The organism is Faecalicatena contorta (genome assembly GCF_021531995.1).
GTDB classification, from domain to species: Bacteria; Bacillota; Clostridia; order Lachnospirales; family Lachnospiraceae; genus Dorea_A; species Dorea_A contorta_A.
In genome coordinates this window covers 1-16,809 of the sequence record NZ_JAFBIZ010000065.1, presented here as the reverse complement: position 1 = coordinate 16,809, position 16,809 = coordinate 1, and the positions used below count along the sequence as shown (strand labels likewise).

18 protein-coding genes are annotated in these 16,809 nt (G+C 43.7%); all 18 read left to right on the top strand.

The window, feature by feature from the left end:
- The first annotated feature begins 96 nt into the window (after positions 1-96).
- The 18 genes from JQM82_RS09695 to purD all read left to right on the top strand — a co-directional run bounded on the left by JQM82_RS09695 (position 97) and on the right by purD (position 16,559).
- The gene (locus tag JQM82_RS09695; protein ID WP_235250001.1) at positions 97-1,185 is read left to right on the top strand and encodes a PucR family transcriptional regulator; all 1,089 of its coding nucleotides are present in this window, start codon (positions 97-99) and stop codon (positions 1,183-1,185) included.
- Between the two features lie 16 nt (positions 1,186-1,201).
- Complete coding sequence (ftsE, locus tag JQM82_RS09690) at positions 1,202-1,888, top strand: cell division ATP-binding protein FtsE (RefSeq protein WP_235249999.1); 687 nt, start codon at positions 1,202-1,204, stop codon at positions 1,886-1,888.
- Positions 1,878-2,786, top strand: coding sequence for a permease-like cell division protein FtsX (gene ftsX, locus JQM82_RS09685; RefSeq protein ID WP_235249998.1), 909 nt, complete (start codon positions 1,878-1,880; stop codon positions 2,784-2,786). The genes ftsE and ftsX overlap by 11 nt, the downstream gene beginning before the upstream one ends.
- Positions 2,787-2,813: 27 nt before the next feature.
- Positions 2,814-3,932, top strand: a complete 1,119-nt coding sequence (locus JQM82_RS09680) for a murein hydrolase activator EnvC family protein (RefSeq protein WP_235249997.1) — start codon at positions 2,814-2,816, stop codon at positions 3,930-3,932.
- A gap of 19 nt (positions 3,933-3,951) precedes the next feature.
- The gene (locus tag JQM82_RS09675) at positions 3,952-5,121 is read left to right on the top strand and encodes a S41 family peptidase (protein ID WP_235249996.1); all 1,170 of its coding nucleotides are present in this window, start codon (positions 3,952-3,954) and stop codon (positions 5,119-5,121) included.
- Between the two features lie 108 nt (positions 5,122-5,229).
- Positions 5,230-6,507: a dihydroorotase gene (locus JQM82_RS09670; RefSeq protein WP_235249995.1), complete on the top strand. Its 1,278-nt coding sequence runs from the start codon at positions 5,230-5,232 to the stop codon at positions 6,505-6,507.
- A 22-nt stretch (positions 6,508-6,529) separates the two neighbouring features.
- A complete protein-coding gene (pyrF, locus tag JQM82_RS09665) occupies positions 6,530-7,456 on the top strand; it encodes an orotidine-5'-phosphate decarboxylase (protein WP_235249993.1) in 927 nt (308 codons plus the stop codon).
- Positions 7,457-7,470: 14 nt separating this feature from the next.
- A complete protein-coding gene (locus JQM82_RS09660; protein ID WP_235249992.1) occupies positions 7,471-8,253 on the top strand; it encodes a dihydroorotate dehydrogenase electron transfer subunit in 783 nt (260 codons plus the stop codon).
- Positions 8,253-9,155: a dihydroorotate dehydrogenase gene (locus JQM82_RS09655; RefSeq protein ID WP_235249990.1), complete on the top strand. Its 903-nt coding sequence runs from the start codon at positions 8,253-8,255 to the stop codon at positions 9,153-9,155. The genes JQM82_RS09660 and JQM82_RS09655 overlap by 1 nt, the downstream gene beginning before the upstream one ends.
- Before the next feature lie 42 nt (positions 9,156-9,197).
- Positions 9,198-9,878, top strand: coding sequence for an orotate phosphoribosyltransferase (pyrE, locus tag JQM82_RS09650; RefSeq protein WP_235249989.1), 681 nt, complete (start codon positions 9,198-9,200; stop codon positions 9,876-9,878).
- 18 nt (positions 9,879-9,896) lie between these two features.
- Positions 9,897-10,049 (top strand): hypothetical protein, encoded by a 153-nt coding sequence (locus JQM82_RS09645; RefSeq protein WP_235249987.1) that lies wholly within the window; start codon positions 9,897-9,899, stop codon positions 10,047-10,049.
- Positions 10,050-10,077: 28 nt separating this feature from the next.
- Entirely contained in the window at positions 10,078-10,563 is a 486-nt protein-coding gene (locus tag JQM82_RS09640; protein WP_235249984.1) for a VanZ family protein, read from the top strand.
- Positions 10,526-10,921 (top strand): DUF6142 family protein, encoded by a 396-nt coding sequence (locus JQM82_RS09635; protein WP_235249982.1) that lies wholly within the window; start codon positions 10,526-10,528, stop codon positions 10,919-10,921. The genes JQM82_RS09640 and JQM82_RS09635 overlap by 38 nt, the downstream gene beginning before the upstream one ends.
- A 1-nt stretch (position 10,922) precedes the next feature.
- Positions 10,923-12,968 (top strand): aminopeptidase, encoded by a 2,046-nt coding sequence (locus JQM82_RS09630; protein WP_235249981.1) that lies wholly within the window; start codon positions 10,923-10,925, stop codon positions 12,966-12,968.
- A 73-nt stretch (positions 12,969-13,041) separates the two neighbouring features.
- Entirely contained in the window at positions 13,042-13,554 is a 513-nt protein-coding gene (gene purE, locus JQM82_RS09625) for a 5-(carboxyamino)imidazole ribonucleotide mutase (protein ID WP_235249980.1), read from the top strand.
- A gap of 52 nt (positions 13,555-13,606) precedes the next feature.
- Positions 13,607-14,632 carry a phosphoribosylformylglycinamidine cyclo-ligase gene (gene purM / locus JQM82_RS09620; protein ID WP_235249979.1) on the top strand — a complete coding sequence of 342 codons (1,026 nt, stop codon included), beginning with the start codon at positions 13,607-13,609 and terminating at the stop codon, positions 14,630-14,632.
- A complete protein-coding gene (gene purN / locus JQM82_RS09615; RefSeq protein WP_235249977.1) occupies positions 14,626-15,252 on the top strand; it encodes a phosphoribosylglycinamide formyltransferase in 627 nt (208 codons plus the stop codon). Before purM ends, purN begins: the two co-directional genes overlap by 7 nt.
- 32 nt (positions 15,253-15,284) lie before the next feature.
- Complete coding sequence (gene purD / locus JQM82_RS09610; protein ID WP_235249975.1) at positions 15,285-16,559, top strand: phosphoribosylamine--glycine ligase; 1,275 nt, start codon at positions 15,285-15,287, stop codon at positions 16,557-16,559.
- Positions 16,560-16,809: the final 250 nt, after the last annotated feature.

Genomic DNA, 16,809 nt, shown 5'->3' with positions numbered 1-16,809 from the left:
ATATATTAGTATAATACATGAAAATCCGCATTTCGCACGAAAGGCACTTTGTTTCGTTGTGAAAAGTGCATATTGAAAAGAGTGGAGGAGATAGATATGATATCTAATCAAATACTTCAAAGTACAATTGAAGGATTGAAAGGAATTACAAGGATTGATTTCTGTGTAATGGATACGGACGGGAAATCCCTTGCAAGTACGTTTCCGGATGAAGAAAATTATGCAGGAGAAGTAGTTTCTTTTGTGGAATCTCCGGCAGACAGTCAGGTCGTGCAAGGATATCAGTTTTTTAAGATTTTTGATGAGCATCAGCTGGAATACATTCTTCTTGCAAATGGTGGCAGTGATGATGTCTACATGGTTGGAAAGATTGCAGCTTTCCAGATCCAGAATCTTCTGGTTGCTTATAAAGAACGATTTGATAAAGATAATTTTATAAAAAATCTGTTGCTTGATAATCTGCTTCTGGTAGATATATATAATCGTGCCAAAAAATTACATATTGACACAGAAGTAAGACGTGTTATCTTTATTATTGAAACAAAGCATGAAAAAGACAGTAATGCGCTGGATAATGTCCGTAACCTTCTGGGAAATCGTATCAAAGATTTTGTGACTGCTGTTGATGAGAAGAATATTATCGTTGTAAAGGAACTGGAGCCGGGTGACGGTCATGTAGAACTGGAAAAGGCAGCTCAGAATATGTATGAGCTTTTGAAAGAAGACGGGGAAGAAGATATTCTGATCGCATACGGAACGGTTGTAAATGATATTAAGGAAGTATCAAAGTCATATAAGGAAGCAAAGCTTGCCTTGGATGTTGGCAAGATCTTTTTTGGAGAGCGAAATGTGATCGCATACAGTGCGCTTGGGATCGGGCGTCTGATTTATCAGCTGCCGATTCCGCTCTGTAAGATGTTCATACGCGAGATTTTTGAGGGGAAATCTCCGGATGATTTTGATGAGGAGACATTGACAACGATTAACAAGTTCTTTGAGAACAACCTGAATGTGTCAGAGACGTCCAGACAATTGTATATTCATCGTAATACGCTGGTTTATCGACTGGATAAGCTCCAGAAGAGTACCGGTCTTGACCTGCGGGTGTTTGAAGATGCCATTACTTTTAAGATTGCGCTTATGGTTGTAAAATATATGAAGTATATGGAGTCGTTGGAGTATTAATAATTAGGAGGACAGTATGATTGAACTAAAAGACGTGAAGAAAGAGTACTCAAAAGGGGTTGCAGCACTGAATGGAATAAACCTGAAGATTGAACAGGGAGAGTTTGTGTTTATCGTAGGTGACAGTGGATCCGGGAAGTCCACATTGATCAAGCTGATCATGAAAGAACTGGAGCCTACGTCTGGAACGATTGTTGTAAATGGACATAATCTGAACAGAATGAAACATCGACAGATCCCGATGTATCGAAGAGGGATCGGAGTAGTATTTCAGGATTTCAGACTTTTGAAAGACAGAAATATCTATGAAAATATTGCATTTGCACAGAGAGTTACTGAGACGTCCAGCCGTGTGATTAAGAAAAAGGTACCGGCTGCGTTGTCACTGGTAGGACTGGCTCAGAAATATAAGTCCTATCCGAAGGAACTTTCCGGCGGAGAGCAGCAGAGAGTAGCGATCGCAAGAGCGATTGTAAATGAACCGACAATTTTGCTGGCAGATGAGCCGACAGGTAATCTGGATCCAACAAATTCATGGGAGATTATGAAGCTTCTGGAGGAGGCGAATGACAGAGGGACAACTGTTCTGGTGGTTACACACAACCAGGAGATTGTAAACGAGATGAAGAAGCGGGTCGTTACGATGAAGAAGGGAGTCATTGTAAGCGACGAGAAAAAAGGTGGGTATAATAATGAGAATTAGTACGTTGGGATATTCAATGAAACAAGGGGTAAAGAACATCAAGAGAAACAGTATGTTCTCGATCGCATCTATTGCGACGATGGCAGCGTGTATCTTTTTGTTTGGCTTGTTTTATTCTATTGTAGTGAATTTTAATTATATGGTGGAAAAGGCAGAAGAAGGGGTTGCAATAACCGTATTTTTCGAAGAAGGATTGTCAGACAGTGAGAAAAAGGAGATTGGAAAAGCTCTGGAGAAGACGGATGGCGTTCTGGAAGTAAATTATGTAAGTGCAGATGAGGCATGGGACAGTTTCAAGGATGAATACTTTGGAGAATCCGCTGATCTGGCAGACGGTTTTAAAGACGATAATCCGCTTGCCAATTCTGATAACTATGAAGTATATATGTCAGACGTATCCAAACAGAAGGGTGTCGTGTCTTATGCGGAGAGTCTGGATGGAGTGCGTAAGGTAAAGAGATCCGATGTTGTGGCTAAGACGCTTACCAGTGTAAATAAACTGGTGGGATACGTGTCAGCAGTCATTATTGCGATTCTTCTTGCTGTATCGATTTTCCTGATCAGTAATACTGTAACGATGGGAATTACTGTCAGAAGGGAAGAGATTGCAATCATGAAGTATATCGGGGCAAAAGACGGATTTGTCAGAGCGCCGTTCGTGATAGAGGGTCTGATCATTGGGGCTGTGGGAGCACTGATCCCTCTGGTTTTATTGTTCTTCCTGTATGATAAGGCGATTACCTATATTATGACAAAGTATAGTCTGTTGAGTCATATTGTGGAGTTCCTCCCGGTTACAAGTGTATACAGGACATTACTTCCGGTCGGAGTCCTGTTGGGTGTTGGAATTGGTTTCCTGGGAAGTTTCTTTACGATCCGCAAGCACTTGAAGGTGTAACAGGTATATTCCGGAAAGGAGATACATATGATACGAAGAAAGAGGATGATCAGTTTTCTGCTGGTTCTGGCGCTTTCTCTTGGTACTGTGATGCAGGCGGACGCCACGGAGATAGACGATACAAAAAAGAAAGCGGAGGAATTAAAAAAGAAGAAGCAGGACGCGGAAAATGAAAAAGCATCTCTGGCAGAACAGCTGGAATCTGTAGTGGCAGAGATGGAGGACACAAAAGGGAAAATTGAAGAAAAAGAAAATGAGATAAGTACAAAAGAAGAAGAACTGATTCAGGCTAAGGTTGATGAAAATGATCAATACGAGAGCATGAAAAAAAGAATTCGTTATATGTATGAAAGCGGGAATTCTCAGTTTATTGAAATACTGTGTGAATCGAAGAATATCAGTGATTTTTTGAACAAAGCCGAATATATATCGACGATCTCGTCTTATGACAGAGAGATGCTGGTAGAATTCCAGGAGATTGTTCAGCAGGTAGAAGAACAGGAGACTTCTCTTCGGGAGGAGTACGATGATCTTCAGACGATGCAGGATGATCTGATCGAGAAACAGGAGAATGTAAAGGAACTGATTGCCAGCAAGGAAGAGGAGATCGGGCAGATTGACAGTGATCTTGGAGAGACACAGGATAAACTTGCGGAACTGGAGGCTGCGGCGGCAGAAGCATTGCGTAAGCAGAAGGAACAACAGCAGGCGGCAGGTGGTTCCGGAGGAACTGCGGGGGGCTCGGTCATATCCGGTAACGGTACATTTACACATCCGTGTCCCGGATACAGTTACATATCCAGTACATTTGGATACAGGGAACAGCCTTTGCCGGGAGCGAGTACCAATCATAAGGGAATTGATTATGCGGCTGCGACCGGAACACCGATCTATGCGGCTGCTGCGGGGACTGTGGTTTCAGCAGGATATTCCGGAAATGCCGGGAATATGATTGTAATCAATCATGGAAATGGGTTGACTACATATTATATGCATTGTAATACAATATTTGTCGGCGCGGGACAGACCGTAAGTAAAGGACAGAATATTGCAACAGTTGGAACTACCGGTAATTCTACCGGTCCGCATCTTCATTTTCAGGTGAATTTAAACGGAGTCCCGGTGAATCCGGCGAATTATTTTTGAGAGATAAGGTCATAGTCGTATGAAAGAGAAAAAAAGTTTTTTCAAAGGGGCGCTTTCTGGCGCCCTTGCTATGTTATTGATTGTAGCATTGGCTGCCTGTGGAATAAAAGCAGGTAAAAAGGAAGCGGTTACTGAGACAACGAAGGAAAAGATATCTGAACTCAAGACGCTGATTGATCAGAATTATCTTGGTGATGTTGAGGAAGATGAACTGGAAGAAGGAATCTATAAGGGGTATATCAGTGGGCTGGATGATCCGTATTCCGTCTATTATGACGAGGAAGAGACCCAGGCGCTTTATGAGTCGACGCAGGGAGAGTACAGCGGGATCGGAGCCGTTCTCAGCCAGAATATGGATTCCGGTGTGATTACGCTGGTGCAGATCTATGAAGATTCTCCGGCTATGAAAGCCGGTCTTCAGGATAATGATATCTTATATAAGGTGGAGGATGAAGAAGTAACCGGCCAGGATCTTACGGAAGTTGTCAGCAAGATCAAGGGAGAACAGGGAACAGAAGTAAACCTTACGGTGCTTCGTGGTGAGGAGGCAAAGGAAGTCACAGTCACCGCCGTCAGAGATAAGATACAGGCACAGACCATACAGTATGAGATGCTGGATGACAATATCGGCTACATTGCAGTGTCCGAGTTTGATGCAGTGACCTATGATCAGTATAAAGCAGCTTTGGAAGATCTGGAAAATCAGGGAATGAATGGCCTGATCGTTGATCTTCGGAATAACCCGGGAGGCTCTCTGAGTACTGTATGTGATATGGTAGATCTTATGGTTCCCGAAGGACTGGTTGTATATACGGAAGATAAAAATGGAAAGCGAAGCGAGATGACCTCCGATGAGGAGCATCAGTTTAAGCAGCCGCTGGTTGTTCTGGTTAACGGAAACAGCGCCAGTGCATCTGAGATCTTTTCCGGAGCGATACAGGATTATGGAACAGGAACGATCGTTGGAACTCAGACTTATGGAAAGGGCGTTGTTCAGCAATTGTTCGACCTGGATGACGGAACCTGTGTAAAGCTTACGATTGCCGAGTATTTCACTCCAAAGGGACGCAGTATCAACGGAAAGGGAATTACTCCGGATGTGGAAGTGGAATATGAAAGAGATGAGAATGATCCGGAAGCTGATAATCAGCTTGATAAAGCGATAGAGGTCATTCAGGGACTACGATAAAGTAAAATTAAAAGGGAATGCCAGTTTTGGCATTCCCTTTTAGCATCCCTTGTGATAAAATAAACCATAGTATGGAATTTTATCATAAGGATAGAAAGGACAACTTATATGACAATTCTAATTCAAAATGGACATGTGATAGATCCACATACCAAAAGAGATGAATGTTGCGATGTACTCATTGAAGATGACAGAATTAAGAGAGTCGCAGAGAAGATTGATGTAAAGACGGACCGTGTGATTGATGCAAGAGGGTGCTATGTTATGCCTGGATTTATAGACCTTCATGTGCATCTGCGGGATCCTGGACTGGAATACAAAGAAACTCTGGAAACAGGGGGAAAGGCTGCTGCAAGGGGCGGTGTTACGACAATCTGTGCGATGCCCAATACCAAACCGGTCACAGACAGTGGAGAGATGGTGGAAAGGCTGCATGAACGGGCGAAGACAGAGTCGCCGGTGCATGTGATCCAGCTGGGAGCTGTAACAAAGGGACAGGCAGGTGAGGAACTGGCTGATATCGAAGGAATGGCAAAGGCAGGCTGCCGTGCAATCAGTGAAGACGGAAAATCTGTGATGAATGCTTCTTTGTACAGACAGGGGATGAAGAAGGCAAAAGAGTGTGGGATCTCTGTATTTGCACACTGTGAAGATATTACTATGGTAGAAGGCGGAGTGATGAATGCAGATGAACGTGCCCGGGAACTTGGTCTTAAGGGCATTACGAACTCCGTGGAAGATGTGATCGTGGCCAGAGACATTCTGCTTGCAAAGGAGACCGGGGTAAGGCTTCATCTGTGCCACTGTTCTACTGCGGACAGCGTAAAGATGATCCGTCTGGCAAAAGAAGAAGGACTTCCGGTTACCGGAGAGGTGTGCCCGCATCACTTTATGTTATGCACAGATGATATTCCGGAAGATGATGGCAATTATAAGATGAATCCACCGCTTCGAAGCAGAGAGGATATGGAAGCGTTAAGACAGGGACTGAAAGACGGAACTATGGATGTGATTTCAACAGACCACGCGCCGCATGCAGAAGAAGAGAAAAATAAATCCATGAAAAATGCGGCATTTGGAATCGTAGGACTGGAGACATCTGCTGCGCTTACGTATACCGGACTTGTGAAGACCGGTTTGATCGATATGATGGGAATGGCAGAGAAGATGAGCTATCATCCTGCACGGATCCTTGGTCTGGAAGAAAAGGGATCCATATCTGAGGGGAAGATTGCAGATATTGTCGTGTTTGATCCGAATCCGACCTATAAGATCGATAAGAACACATTTGTATCCAAAGGGAAGAACACACCGTTTGACGGATATGAGGTTACCGGCGAGGTAAAATATACGCTGACAGACGGAAAAGTTGTGTATGAAAAATAAAAACAATCAGGAGGAAAGAGCAATGATTAATCAGTTAGTTGCTAATATTAAGAAGACAGGAGCTCCAATCGTAGTAGGACTGGATCCTATGTTAAGTTATATTCCGGAGCAGGTGCAGAAAAAAGCATTTGCAGAGTACGGAGAGACGCTGGAAGGTGCGGCTGAAGCAATCTGGCAGTTCAATAAAGAGATCGTGGATAAGACGTATGATCTGATACCGGCAGTGAAGCCGCAGATTGCCATGTATGAGCAGTTTGGAATTCCGGGACTTCAGGCGTTTAAGAAGACGGTAGATTACTGTAAATCAAAAGGGCTTGTAGTAATCGGAGATATCAAGAGAGGAGATATTGGTTCTACCTCTGCTGCATATGCAGTCGGTCATCTGGGAAAAGTACAGGTCGGAAGCAAGTCCTGTGTTCCGTTTGATGAGGATTTTGTTACGGTGAATCCATATCTTGGATCAGATGGGGTGAATCCTTTCCTGAATGTATGTAAAGAAGAGAAAAAGGGAATCTTCGTACTGGTTAAGACTTCCAATCCATCCAGTGGAGAATTCCAGGATCAGCTGGTTGACGGCCGTCCGCTTTATGAACTGGTAGGAGAAAAAGTTGCAGCATGGGGAGAGGAACTCATGGGCGATGAATACAGTTATGTGGGAGCTGTTGTAGGAGCAACCTATCCGGAGATGGGAAAAGTTCTTCGTAAGGTAATGCCGAAGTCTTATATTCTGGTACCCGGCTATGGGGCGCAGGGAGGAAAAGGAAAGGATCTGGTGCATTTCTTTAATGAAGACGGATTGGGAGCAATCGTAAATTCTTCCAGAGGAATTATCGCTGCATATAAGCAGGAGCAGTATGCTTCTTATGGAGAAGAGAACTTTGGCGACGCATCCAGGGCGGCCGTAGAAGCCATGATTGCAGATATTAAAGGAGCGCTGGAGAGCAGATAAAGGAGTAAACCGCAATGGAGAAGAGAAAAGAACAGGCAACAGTGATGTCACAGGAGATGCTGGCAGACGGAATTTTCAGTATGTGGATCCGCACAGATGCCGCTGTAACGGCAAAGCCGGGACAGTTTATCTCTATGTATACAACGGATGCGAGCAAGCTGCTGCCACGGCCGATCAGTATCTGTGAGATTGACAAAGAGGGTGGATGCCTGCGCGTTGTATATCGTGTGACCGGTGAGCATACCGGTACAGAGCAGTTTTCAAAACTGAAAGCAGGAGATCAGATTCCGGTAGTGGGACCGCTTGGCAACGGATTCCCGTATGAAAAAGCCGAGGGCAGAAAAGTGTTTTTGATGGGAGGAGGGATCGGTGTTCCTCCGATCCTGGAACTTGCAAAGCAGCTGACATGTGAAAAGAAGCAGATCGTTGTGGGATACCGTGATCAGCAGACGTTTTTAAAAGATGAATTTGAAAAGAACGGATGTCTGTATATCTCTACGGAAGACGGAAGTGTTGGGACAAAAGGAAATGTCATGGATGCAATCCGGGAAAATGAGCTGGACGCAGACCTTATCTATGCGTGTGGTCCAACGCCGATGCTGCGTGCAATCAAGGATTATGCCGAAAAAAATAATATAGAATGCTATATTTCTCTTGAGGAACGTATGGCATGTGGAATCGGTGCATGTCTTGCATGTGTCTGCAAGTCCAAAGAAAAAGATGCCCACAGTAATGTAAATAATAAACGGATCTGTAAGGACGGTCCGGTATTCTTGTCTACGGAGGTGGAGCTTTAATGGATATGAGAGTAAATATTGCCGGTGTTGAATGGAAGAATCCGGTTACCGTAGCTTCCGGAACCTTTGGGTCAGGTGCAGAATATGCAGACTTTGTGGATCTGAATCAGCTGGGGGCAGTGACAACGAAAGGAGTTGCCAATGTTCCATGGAAAGGAAATTCTACACCGAGGGTTGCAGAGGTGTATGGAGGGATGATGAATGCAATCGGACTGCAGAATCCGGGAATTGATCTTTTTTGTGAAAGAGATATTCCGTTTTTGAAGCAGTTCGATACAAAGATTATTGTAAATGTCTGTGGTCATGCACCGGAGGAGTATCTGGAAGTAGTGGAAAGACTGGCAGATGAGCCGATCGATATGATGGAAATCAATATTTCCTGTCCGAATGTGAATGCAGGTTTTCTTGCGTTTGGTCAGGATGCACACCATGTAGAGAAACTGACCGGGCAGATCAAGAAGATCGCAAAACAGCCGATCATCATGAAGCTGACACCAAATGTTACAGATATTACTGAGATTGCAAAGGCTGCTGAAGCAGGCGGTGCGGATGCAGTCTCTCTGATCAATACACTGACCGGGATGAAGATCGATGTAAACCGGCGTACATTTGCGGTAGCCAACAAGACTGGTGGTGTGTCAGGACCGGCAGTGCATCCGATTGCAGTTCGTATGGTATACCAGGCAGCACAGGCGGTTCAGATTCCGATCATCGGAATGGGAGGTATCTGTACGGCAGAAGATGCATTGGAATTTATTCTGGCGGGAGCTTCTGCAGTATCTGTCGGAACGGCGAACTTCCATAACCCGCGGGCAACATTGGATGTGATCGAAGGAATTGAAGCGTATATGAAGAAATATGGATTTGAATCTGTAAAGGATATGGTAGGCATTGTGCGATAGAGGTATCTGAATGGGATGTTAAAAAGACAGGAGGAATGATATATGGAACAGTATAAGCAGGAATTTATAGAATTTATGGTAGAGAGCGATGTGCTTAAGTTTGGTGAATTTACATTAAAGAGTGGAAGAAAATCTCCGTTTTTTATGAATGCCGGTGCGTATGTGACAGGAACACAGCTTCGCAGACTGGGTGAGTATTATGCAAAAGCGATTCATGATTGTTATGGAACAGATTTTGATGTGCTGTTTGGTCCTGCGTACAAAGGGATTCCGCTGGCAGTCGTAACCGCGATCGCTTTCAGTGAGCTGTATGGTAAAGAAGTGCGCTATTGTTCAGATCGTAAGGAAGAGAAGGATCACGGAGCTGATAAGGGAAGTTTCCTCGGAAGCAAGTTAAAAGACGGAGATCGTGTGGTTATGATCGAAGATGTTACCACTTCCGGAAAGTCTATGGAAGAGACGGTTCCAAAAGTACGTGGTGCGGCAGATGTGGAGATTGTAGGCCTTATGGTATCTCTGAACCGTATGGAAGTCGGCAAGGGTGGAGAGAAATGTGCATTGGATGAGATCAAAGATCTGTATGGATTTGATACGAATGCGATCGTTACGATGGAAGAAGTAGTAGAGCATCTTTATAATAAAGAATGTCAGGGGAAAATTGTAATTGATGATACATTAAAATCAGCGATTGATGCATATTATAAACAGTATGGTGTGAAATAGGAGCCGGAGGGATAATCTATGAATGAGAAAGCGTATAAAACAATGAGTCTTGTCGGATCTGCGAATATTGCGATCGGAATTGTGGTCGCTGTGATCGGAATTGCGGTGGGTGTGATTGCAATTGTAAGTGGAGCACGCTTGCTGAAAGAGAAAAAAGGACTGATATTTTAATTGTCTGAACTGAAAGGGTGCTGGATATTTGGATTCAAAAAGAAGTAAGAGAATCCGGGTTTTCGGAAAAATACTATTTATATTATATATTATGTTTATCATATATTTCCTGTTGTTTTCCGACTGGTATGGACGTACAGGAGAGATGCAGGAATATCATTATAATTTTGTGTTGTTTAAAGAGATAAAAAGATTCTGGCAGTATCGGGATCAAGTGGGTCTCTTTGCAATGTTTACGAATCTGTTTGGAAACGTTATTATCTTTGTACCATTCGGAATCTTTATGCCAATGGCAAGCAGATACAGGAGCTTTTTTTCGACTGTATTTTACAGCTTTGGTCTCAGCCTTTGTGTTGAGACTTTTCAATTACTTACGAAAGTGGGAAGCTTCGATGTGGATGACCTTCTGCTTAATACGATCGGAGGTCTTCTGGGATATATATTGTTTGTAGCAGGAGCGGCGGTAAGGAGAAGACATGATAATAAGAAAAAAAAGAAAAACAGAAGAAGATAGAGCAAAGGCAGCTGCAAAAGCTCGTGAAAAGCAAAGAAAAAAGATGATCAGGACAAAGTATGGCCAGAGGCCGTACCGACATTCGAAAAGAGGAATTTATTCCAGTGCATATGCAGTAGTTGTGGGAATGCTTCTGATATCTATGATTATGTTCGCGTTTTTTAATAAAGGGGACGTGAATATTCTGATTGGTTTTCTCGGTCTTTGCACGATCGCCTTATCCGGTCTTGGGATCTGGCTCGGAATCAAGGGGCTGAAAGAAAGAGATAAAAATTACATAACCTGCAAAGTGGGAATCGGTGTAAATGGTGCTTTTCTGCTGGTGCTGGTTTTATTATTTATCAGGGGGCTGTTGTAAAATGGTAGAAGAAAGATATGAACTTGCAATTGCCAGGATTCAATCTATTAAATATGACAATACGGTTGAAAAACCGTATCAGAAGTATTTCCTGAAAATGGCAGAATTTGCAGAAATGATCCATGAATTAAGAGAAGAACTGATTGCCGGTGTGTATCAGAGAGCAGATGCAGCACACCTGAAAGCATGGAATCACAGGCTGTATCAGGATATCCTTCCGGAAAATTATGAAAGCAGTTATGCAAATCCGGATTATGCTGCAGCTGAATTAGGAGAAGTATACGGAAAGATGCTTGGTTTTCTTTATGCAGAACTCAGAGGAGCAATTCCTTATGTGTATGAAGGAAAGACAGAATACCTGGATATTCTGTTCGAGCTTCTGATTGAGATCTATAATCTGTTTGAAGGAGGAGTGCCACAGACGGATACGATCCGGGACGTGATTTACTGGTATGCCAGTGATTATTGCGATGTATTTGTGGCAGACAGAATCAGGGAGCAGATATGTCCGGAAGAATCCTTTGCGGCGGATATGATCATGAACAGTGATCTGAGGGATGAAAAGTATCTGTATCAGTTCGGAGAGTATATTGGAGAAAATGAACTGGGAACAGCAAGATATCTGGCAACCCTCCCGGAAGAGATCCTTCAGAAGATGGCAGATGTCTACACGGAAGGGTATCGGATGGGATTTGTTAATACCGGGAAAGATCTGTCTAAAAAGTCAGTTGTCAATATCCGCTATACACTTGGATTTGAACTTGTGATCAAAAAGGCAATTGAAAATTTTGAAAAAATGGGACTTCGTCCTGTGATCTATCGTGCTGCTGTCAGTGCTCTGACAAAACGGCAGCATCGCAAGATCGGTTATTACGGAGCAATTGCCAATAAGCAATACGAATATGACCACAAGGATGATCAGTCGATATTTCTGGATAAAAAATTTATTGAACGAAAGCTGGAAGTGATTCAGACGACATATGAGCATTATAAGGAAGAGGCAGCCAGATTTGCGGGTCCTGCATGTATGGAAACCTTTGGGGAAAAGCCGTTTGAACCGGTTCCGAAGGATACGGCATGCAAATTGAGCGAAAAGCAGGAGGAACTGTCTCTGAATTATGACAGTCGCCAGAGCCAGCTGACCAATATGTATATCCCGGGAGATGAGCGCAGTTTTACTATCATTGCATATCCCGTTCCGGAGATCGGAAGCCAATATGAAGAGATCTTTAAAGAGATCATCCGAATCAATACACTGGACGCAGCAACATATGAAAAAGTGCAGCAGACACTGATTGATGCACTGGATCAGGGAGAATACGTGCATATTCTTGGTGGAAATGGCAATCGGACAGATCTGAGGGTTCAGCTTTACAGGCTTCAGGATCCGAAGAAAGAGACTATATTTGAAAACTGTGTGGCAGATGTTAACATTCCGGTCGGAGAAGTATTTACCTCTCCGGTGCTGGAAGGAACGAATGGAATTCTTCATGTCAGCAAAGTATATCTGAATGATCTTCAGTATCGTGATCTCGAGATTACATTTGCCAATGGGATGATTGCAGATTATACCTGCAGGAACTTCGAGCGCGAACTGGAGAATAAAGAATATATTCATGACACGGTTTTGTACAAGCATCCGACACTCCCGATGGGAGAATTTGCCATTGGAACGAATACGACGGCTTATGTTACGGCAAAGAAATACAGGATAGAAGATAAGATGCCGATTCTGATCGCTGAGAAGATGGGACCGCATTTTGCTGTGGGAGATACCTGCTACAGCTGGTGCGAGGATATTAAAGTATATAACCCGAACGGAAAAGAGATCGTCGCAAGGGATAACTCGGTTTCCATATTAAGAAAAGAGGATGTTTCCAAAGCATATTTCCATTGCCATACAGATATTACGATACCATATGAAGAGTTAAAACGTATCTCTGTGGTTACGGCATCGGGAGAAGAGATCGTTCTTCTGGAAAATGGAAGATTTGTACTTGAGGGGACAGAGATTTTAAATGAACCGTTGAAAAAAATGGATAAATAAGGTATCATGAATTGCGAACGAATGCTGTTCGTGACACGGACGTTTGACGTCTGAATGAGAAAGGATGAAAGATATGCCAAAAGTAGGAATTGTTATGGGAAGTGACTCAGATCTGAAGGTCATGAGTAAAGCTGCGGCAATGCTGGAAAAGTTCGGTATTGATTATGAGATGACGATTATCTCCGCTCACCGTGAACCGGATGTGTTCTTTGACTGGGCGAAATCAGCAGAAGGAAAAGGAATGAAAGTAATTATCGCAGGTGCCGGAATGGCAGCGCATCTTCCGGGAATGTGTGCAGCATTGTTCCCGATGCCGGTAATCGGAGTGCCGATGTCAGGAAAGAATCTCGCGGGTGAAGACGCATTGTTTTCTATCGTTCAGATGCCGCCTGGAATACCGGTTGCGACAGTTGCGATTGACGGCGGAATGAATGCGGCGATTCTGGCTGCAAAGATTCTGGCAGTGTCAGACCCGGAACTGCTTGACAAGCTGAAAGCATATACAGCAGAGATGAAGGAAACGGTACAGGGGAAAGCAGCAAAGCTTGATGAGATCGGCTATGAAGCATATCTTGCACAGAAATAAAGTGGAAGCTGTACGGAAGTAAATATAAAATCATAACACAAGGAGAAAGAGTATGGATTACAAGAACGCGGGCGTTGATATTGAAGCCGGATATAAGTCAGTGGAATTGATGAAAAAACATGTAAAAGAGACCATGAGACCGGAAGTACTGGGAGGTCTTGGCGGATTTGCCGGAGCTTTTGATCTGAGCGGCATCAAAAATATGGAGGAACCGGTTCTGTTATCTGGGACCGATGGCTGTGGAACAAAGGTAAAACTGGCATTTGTGATGGATAAGCATGATACGATCGGTATTGATGCTGTTGCCATGTGCGTCAATGATATTGCATGTTCCGGCGGAGAACCATTATTCTTCCTGGATTATATTGCATGTGGCAAAAACTATCCGGAAAAGATCGCTACGATTGTAAGCGGTGTAGCAGAAGGATGTAAACAGTCCGAATGTGCGCTTGTCGGTGGAGAGACTGCAGAGCATCCGGGACTTATGCCGGAGGATGAGTATGACCTGGCAGGATTTGCTGTCGGTGTTGTAGACAAAAAAGATATCATCAACGGTGAGAATATCAAGCCGGGGGATGTTCTGGTAGCAATGGCATCCAGTGGAGTCCACAGTAACGGATTCTCCCTGGTACGTAAAGTATTTGAGATGACAAAAGAATCTCTGGATACATACTATGATGAATTAGGTAAAACATTAGGTGAAGCTTTGATCGCACCGACAAAAATCTATGTAAAAGCATTAAAGAGTATTAAAAACAGCGGTGTGACTGTAAAAGGATGCAGTCATATTACGGGCGGCGGATTCTACGAAAACATTCCAAGAATGCTTCCGGACGGAGTACGTGCCGTTGTGAAGAAAGACAGCTATGAGGTACCGGCGATCTTCCGTCTGATGGCGAAAAAGGGAGATATTGCAGAAGAGATGATGTACAATACCTTTAATATGGGACTTGGTATGGTGCTTGCAATTGCACCGGAAGATGTGGATAAGACAATGGAAGCAATTAAGGCAGCGGGAGAAGAGCCTTATGTAGTAGGACACATCGAAGCCGGTGAAAAAGGAGTTACATTATGCTAAATGTAGTCGTTCTGGTATCCGGTGGAGGAACAAACCTGCAGGCAATCATTGATGCTGTGGAATCCGGTGTCATTACCAATGCGAAGATTGCAGGAGTGATCAGTAATAATAAGAATGCTTATGCACTGGAACGTGCCGGAAAGCATGGGATCCGGGGATTATGTATCTCTCCGAAAGAATATGCTTCCCGTGAGGAATTTAATGAGAAGTTTCTGGAAGAGGTAGAAAAGATGAATCCGGATCTGATCGTACTGGCAGGTTTTCTGGTGGTGATTCCGCCGGCTATGATTGAAAGATACAGAAACCGTATTATTAATATCCATCCGTCTCTGATTCCGTCATTTTGCGGAACCGGATTCTATGGATTGAAGGTACATGAGGCGGCACTTGCACGTGGCGTCAAAGTGGTCGGTGCAACCGTTCATTTTGTAGATGAGGGAACGGATACTGGTCCGATCATCTTACAGAAGGCAGTTGAGGTTCAGCAGGGAGATACGCCTGAGGTGCTTCAGCGGCGTGTCATGGAACAGGCGGAATGGAAGATTCTTCCACAGGCAATTAACATGATCGCCAATGGAAAAGTAACGGTTGAAAACGGAAAAGTGAATATCGCTGAGTAGTCAGTGGAGAATTGCAGTTTGGAGGGAACGGAATGAAGGTACTGATAGTTGGAAGCGGCGGAAGAGAGCATGCAATTGCATACTGTGTGGCAAAGAGTGACAAAGTAGATAAGATCTACTGTACACCGGGAAATGCAGGAATTGCTGAATATGCAGAATGCGCTCCGATCGGCGCAATGGAATTTGATAAAATCGTTGCATTTGCAAAGGAAAAAGAAGTGGACCTCGTGATTGTCGGAATGGATGATCCATTGGTCGGAGGACTGGTAGATGAACTGGAAGCGGCAGGCATCCGCGCATTCGGACCAAGAAAGAACGCAGCAATTCTGGAAGGCTCCAAGGCATTTTCCAAAGATCTGATGAAAAAATATCATATCCCTACTGCTGCTTATGAAAACTTTACAGATCCGGACAAAGCAATTGAGTATCTGGAGACAACAGCAAAATTCCCGATCGTTCTGAAGGCAGACGGACTTGCGCTTGGAAAAGGAGTATTGATCTGTCAGAATCTGGAAGAAGCAAAAGACGGTGTCAAGACGATCATGCTGGATAAGAAGTTTGGTACAGCAGGAAATGAAATGGTCATTGAGGAATTCATGACGGGACGTGAAGTGTCTGTACTTTCTTTTGTAGACGGCAATACGATCAAGACCATGACATCGGCACAGGATCACAAACGTGCAGGCGATGGGGATACCGGACTGAATACCGGCGGCATGGGTACATTTTCACCGAGTCCGTTCTATACAAAGGAAGTAGAGGATTTCTGTAATCAGTATATCTATCAGGCGACAGTGGATGCCATGAAGGCGGAAGGCAGACCGTTTAAGGGAGTTATCTTCTTTGGACTGATGCTGACAGAAGATGGACCGAAGGTACTGGAGTATAACGCAAGATTTGGTGATCCGGAGGCACAGGTTGTGCTTCCAAGAATGAAAAATGATATCATCGAAGTGGTTGAAGCATGTATCGATGGGACACTGGATCAGGTAGACCTGCAGTTTGAAGACAATGCGGCAGTCTGTGTCGTACTTGCAAGCGAGGGCTACCCGGTAGCATACGAAAAAGGACTTCCGATCAAGGGATTGGATGAATTTAAGAAGCATGAAGGCTATTACTGCTTCCATGCGGGAACCAGGTTTGACGGAGATCAGATCGTAACAAATGGTGGACGCGTACTTGGTATTACTGCAAAAGGAAAAGACCTCAAAGAAGCAAGAGCCAATGCATATGCTGCAACGGAATGGGTACAGTTTGATAACAAATACATGAGACATGACATCGGAAAAGCGATTGATGAAGCATAAATATTAGAAAATCGGGATTGTTGCAAATTTTTTGCTTTCATTCTGTTATATGCAATTTTCACAAGAACGCTTCGACGCTGAGTCGCTTACCTCAGCTTTTCTTGTGAAAATTGCATAATATCAAAATGATACGAATGTATTTTGCAACAATCCTTTTTTCATATAATGTTGTAATAATTTCTACCTTTCCAATATGAATATGTTGGGATAAATGTCAGAAATTTATGATAGCGTATGACTTGTTTAGCTT

Excerpts from the sequence above, each read along its gene's own strand:
- purD (WP_235249975.1), top strand. The coding sequence starts at position 15,285 with ATGAAGGTACTGATAGTTGGAAGCGGCGGAAGAGAGCATGCAATTGCA.
- JQM82_RS09635 (WP_235249982.1), top strand. The coding sequence starts at position 10,526 with ATGATAATAAGAAAAAAAAGAAAAACAGAAGAAGATAGAGCAAAGGCA.
- purE (WP_235249980.1), top strand. The coding sequence starts at position 13,042 with ATGCCAAAAGTAGGAATTGTTATGGGAAGTGACTCAGATCTGAAGGTC.
- ftsE (WP_235249999.1), top strand. The coding sequence starts at position 1,202 with ATGATTGAACTAAAAGACGTGAAGAAAGAGTACTCAAAAGGGGTTGCA.
- pyrE (WP_235249989.1), top strand. The coding sequence starts at position 9,198 with ATGGAACAGTATAAGCAGGAATTTATAGAATTTATGGTAGAGAGCGAT.
- ftsX (WP_235249998.1), top strand. The coding sequence starts at position 1,878 with ATGAGAATTAGTACGTTGGGATATTCAATGAAACAAGGGGTAAAGAAC.
- purN (WP_235249977.1), top strand. The coding sequence starts at position 14,626 with ATGCTAAATGTAGTCGTTCTGGTATCCGGTGGAGGAACAAACCTGCAG.
- JQM82_RS09655 (WP_235249990.1), top strand. The coding sequence starts at position 8,253 with ATGGATATGAGAGTAAATATTGCCGGTGTTGAATGGAAGAATCCGGTT.
- pyrF (WP_235249993.1), top strand. The coding sequence starts at position 6,530 with ATGATTAATCAGTTAGTTGCTAATATTAAGAAGACAGGAGCTCCAATC.
- JQM82_RS09675 (WP_235249996.1), top strand. The coding sequence starts at position 3,952 with ATGAAAGAGAAAAAAAGTTTTTTCAAAGGGGCGCTTTCTGGCGCCCTT.
- JQM82_RS09680 (WP_235249997.1), top strand. The coding sequence starts at position 2,814 with ATGATACGAAGAAAGAGGATGATCAGTTTTCTGCTGGTTCTGGCGCTT.
- JQM82_RS09645 (WP_235249987.1), top strand. The coding sequence starts at position 9,897 with ATGAATGAGAAAGCGTATAAAACAATGAGTCTTGTCGGATCTGCGAAT.
- JQM82_RS09660 (WP_235249992.1), top strand. The coding sequence starts at position 7,471 with ATGGAGAAGAGAAAAGAACAGGCAACAGTGATGTCACAGGAGATGCTG.
- JQM82_RS09670 (WP_235249995.1), top strand. The coding sequence starts at position 5,230 with ATGACAATTCTAATTCAAAATGGACATGTGATAGATCCACATACCAAA.
- JQM82_RS09695 (WP_235250001.1), top strand. The coding sequence starts at position 97 with ATGATATCTAATCAAATACTTCAAAGTACAATTGAAGGATTGAAAGGA.
- JQM82_RS09630 (WP_235249981.1), top strand. The coding sequence starts at position 10,923 with ATGGTAGAAGAAAGATATGAACTTGCAATTGCCAGGATTCAATCTATT.
- purM (WP_235249979.1), top strand. The coding sequence starts at position 13,607 with ATGGATTACAAGAACGCGGGCGTTGATATTGAAGCCGGATATAAGTCA.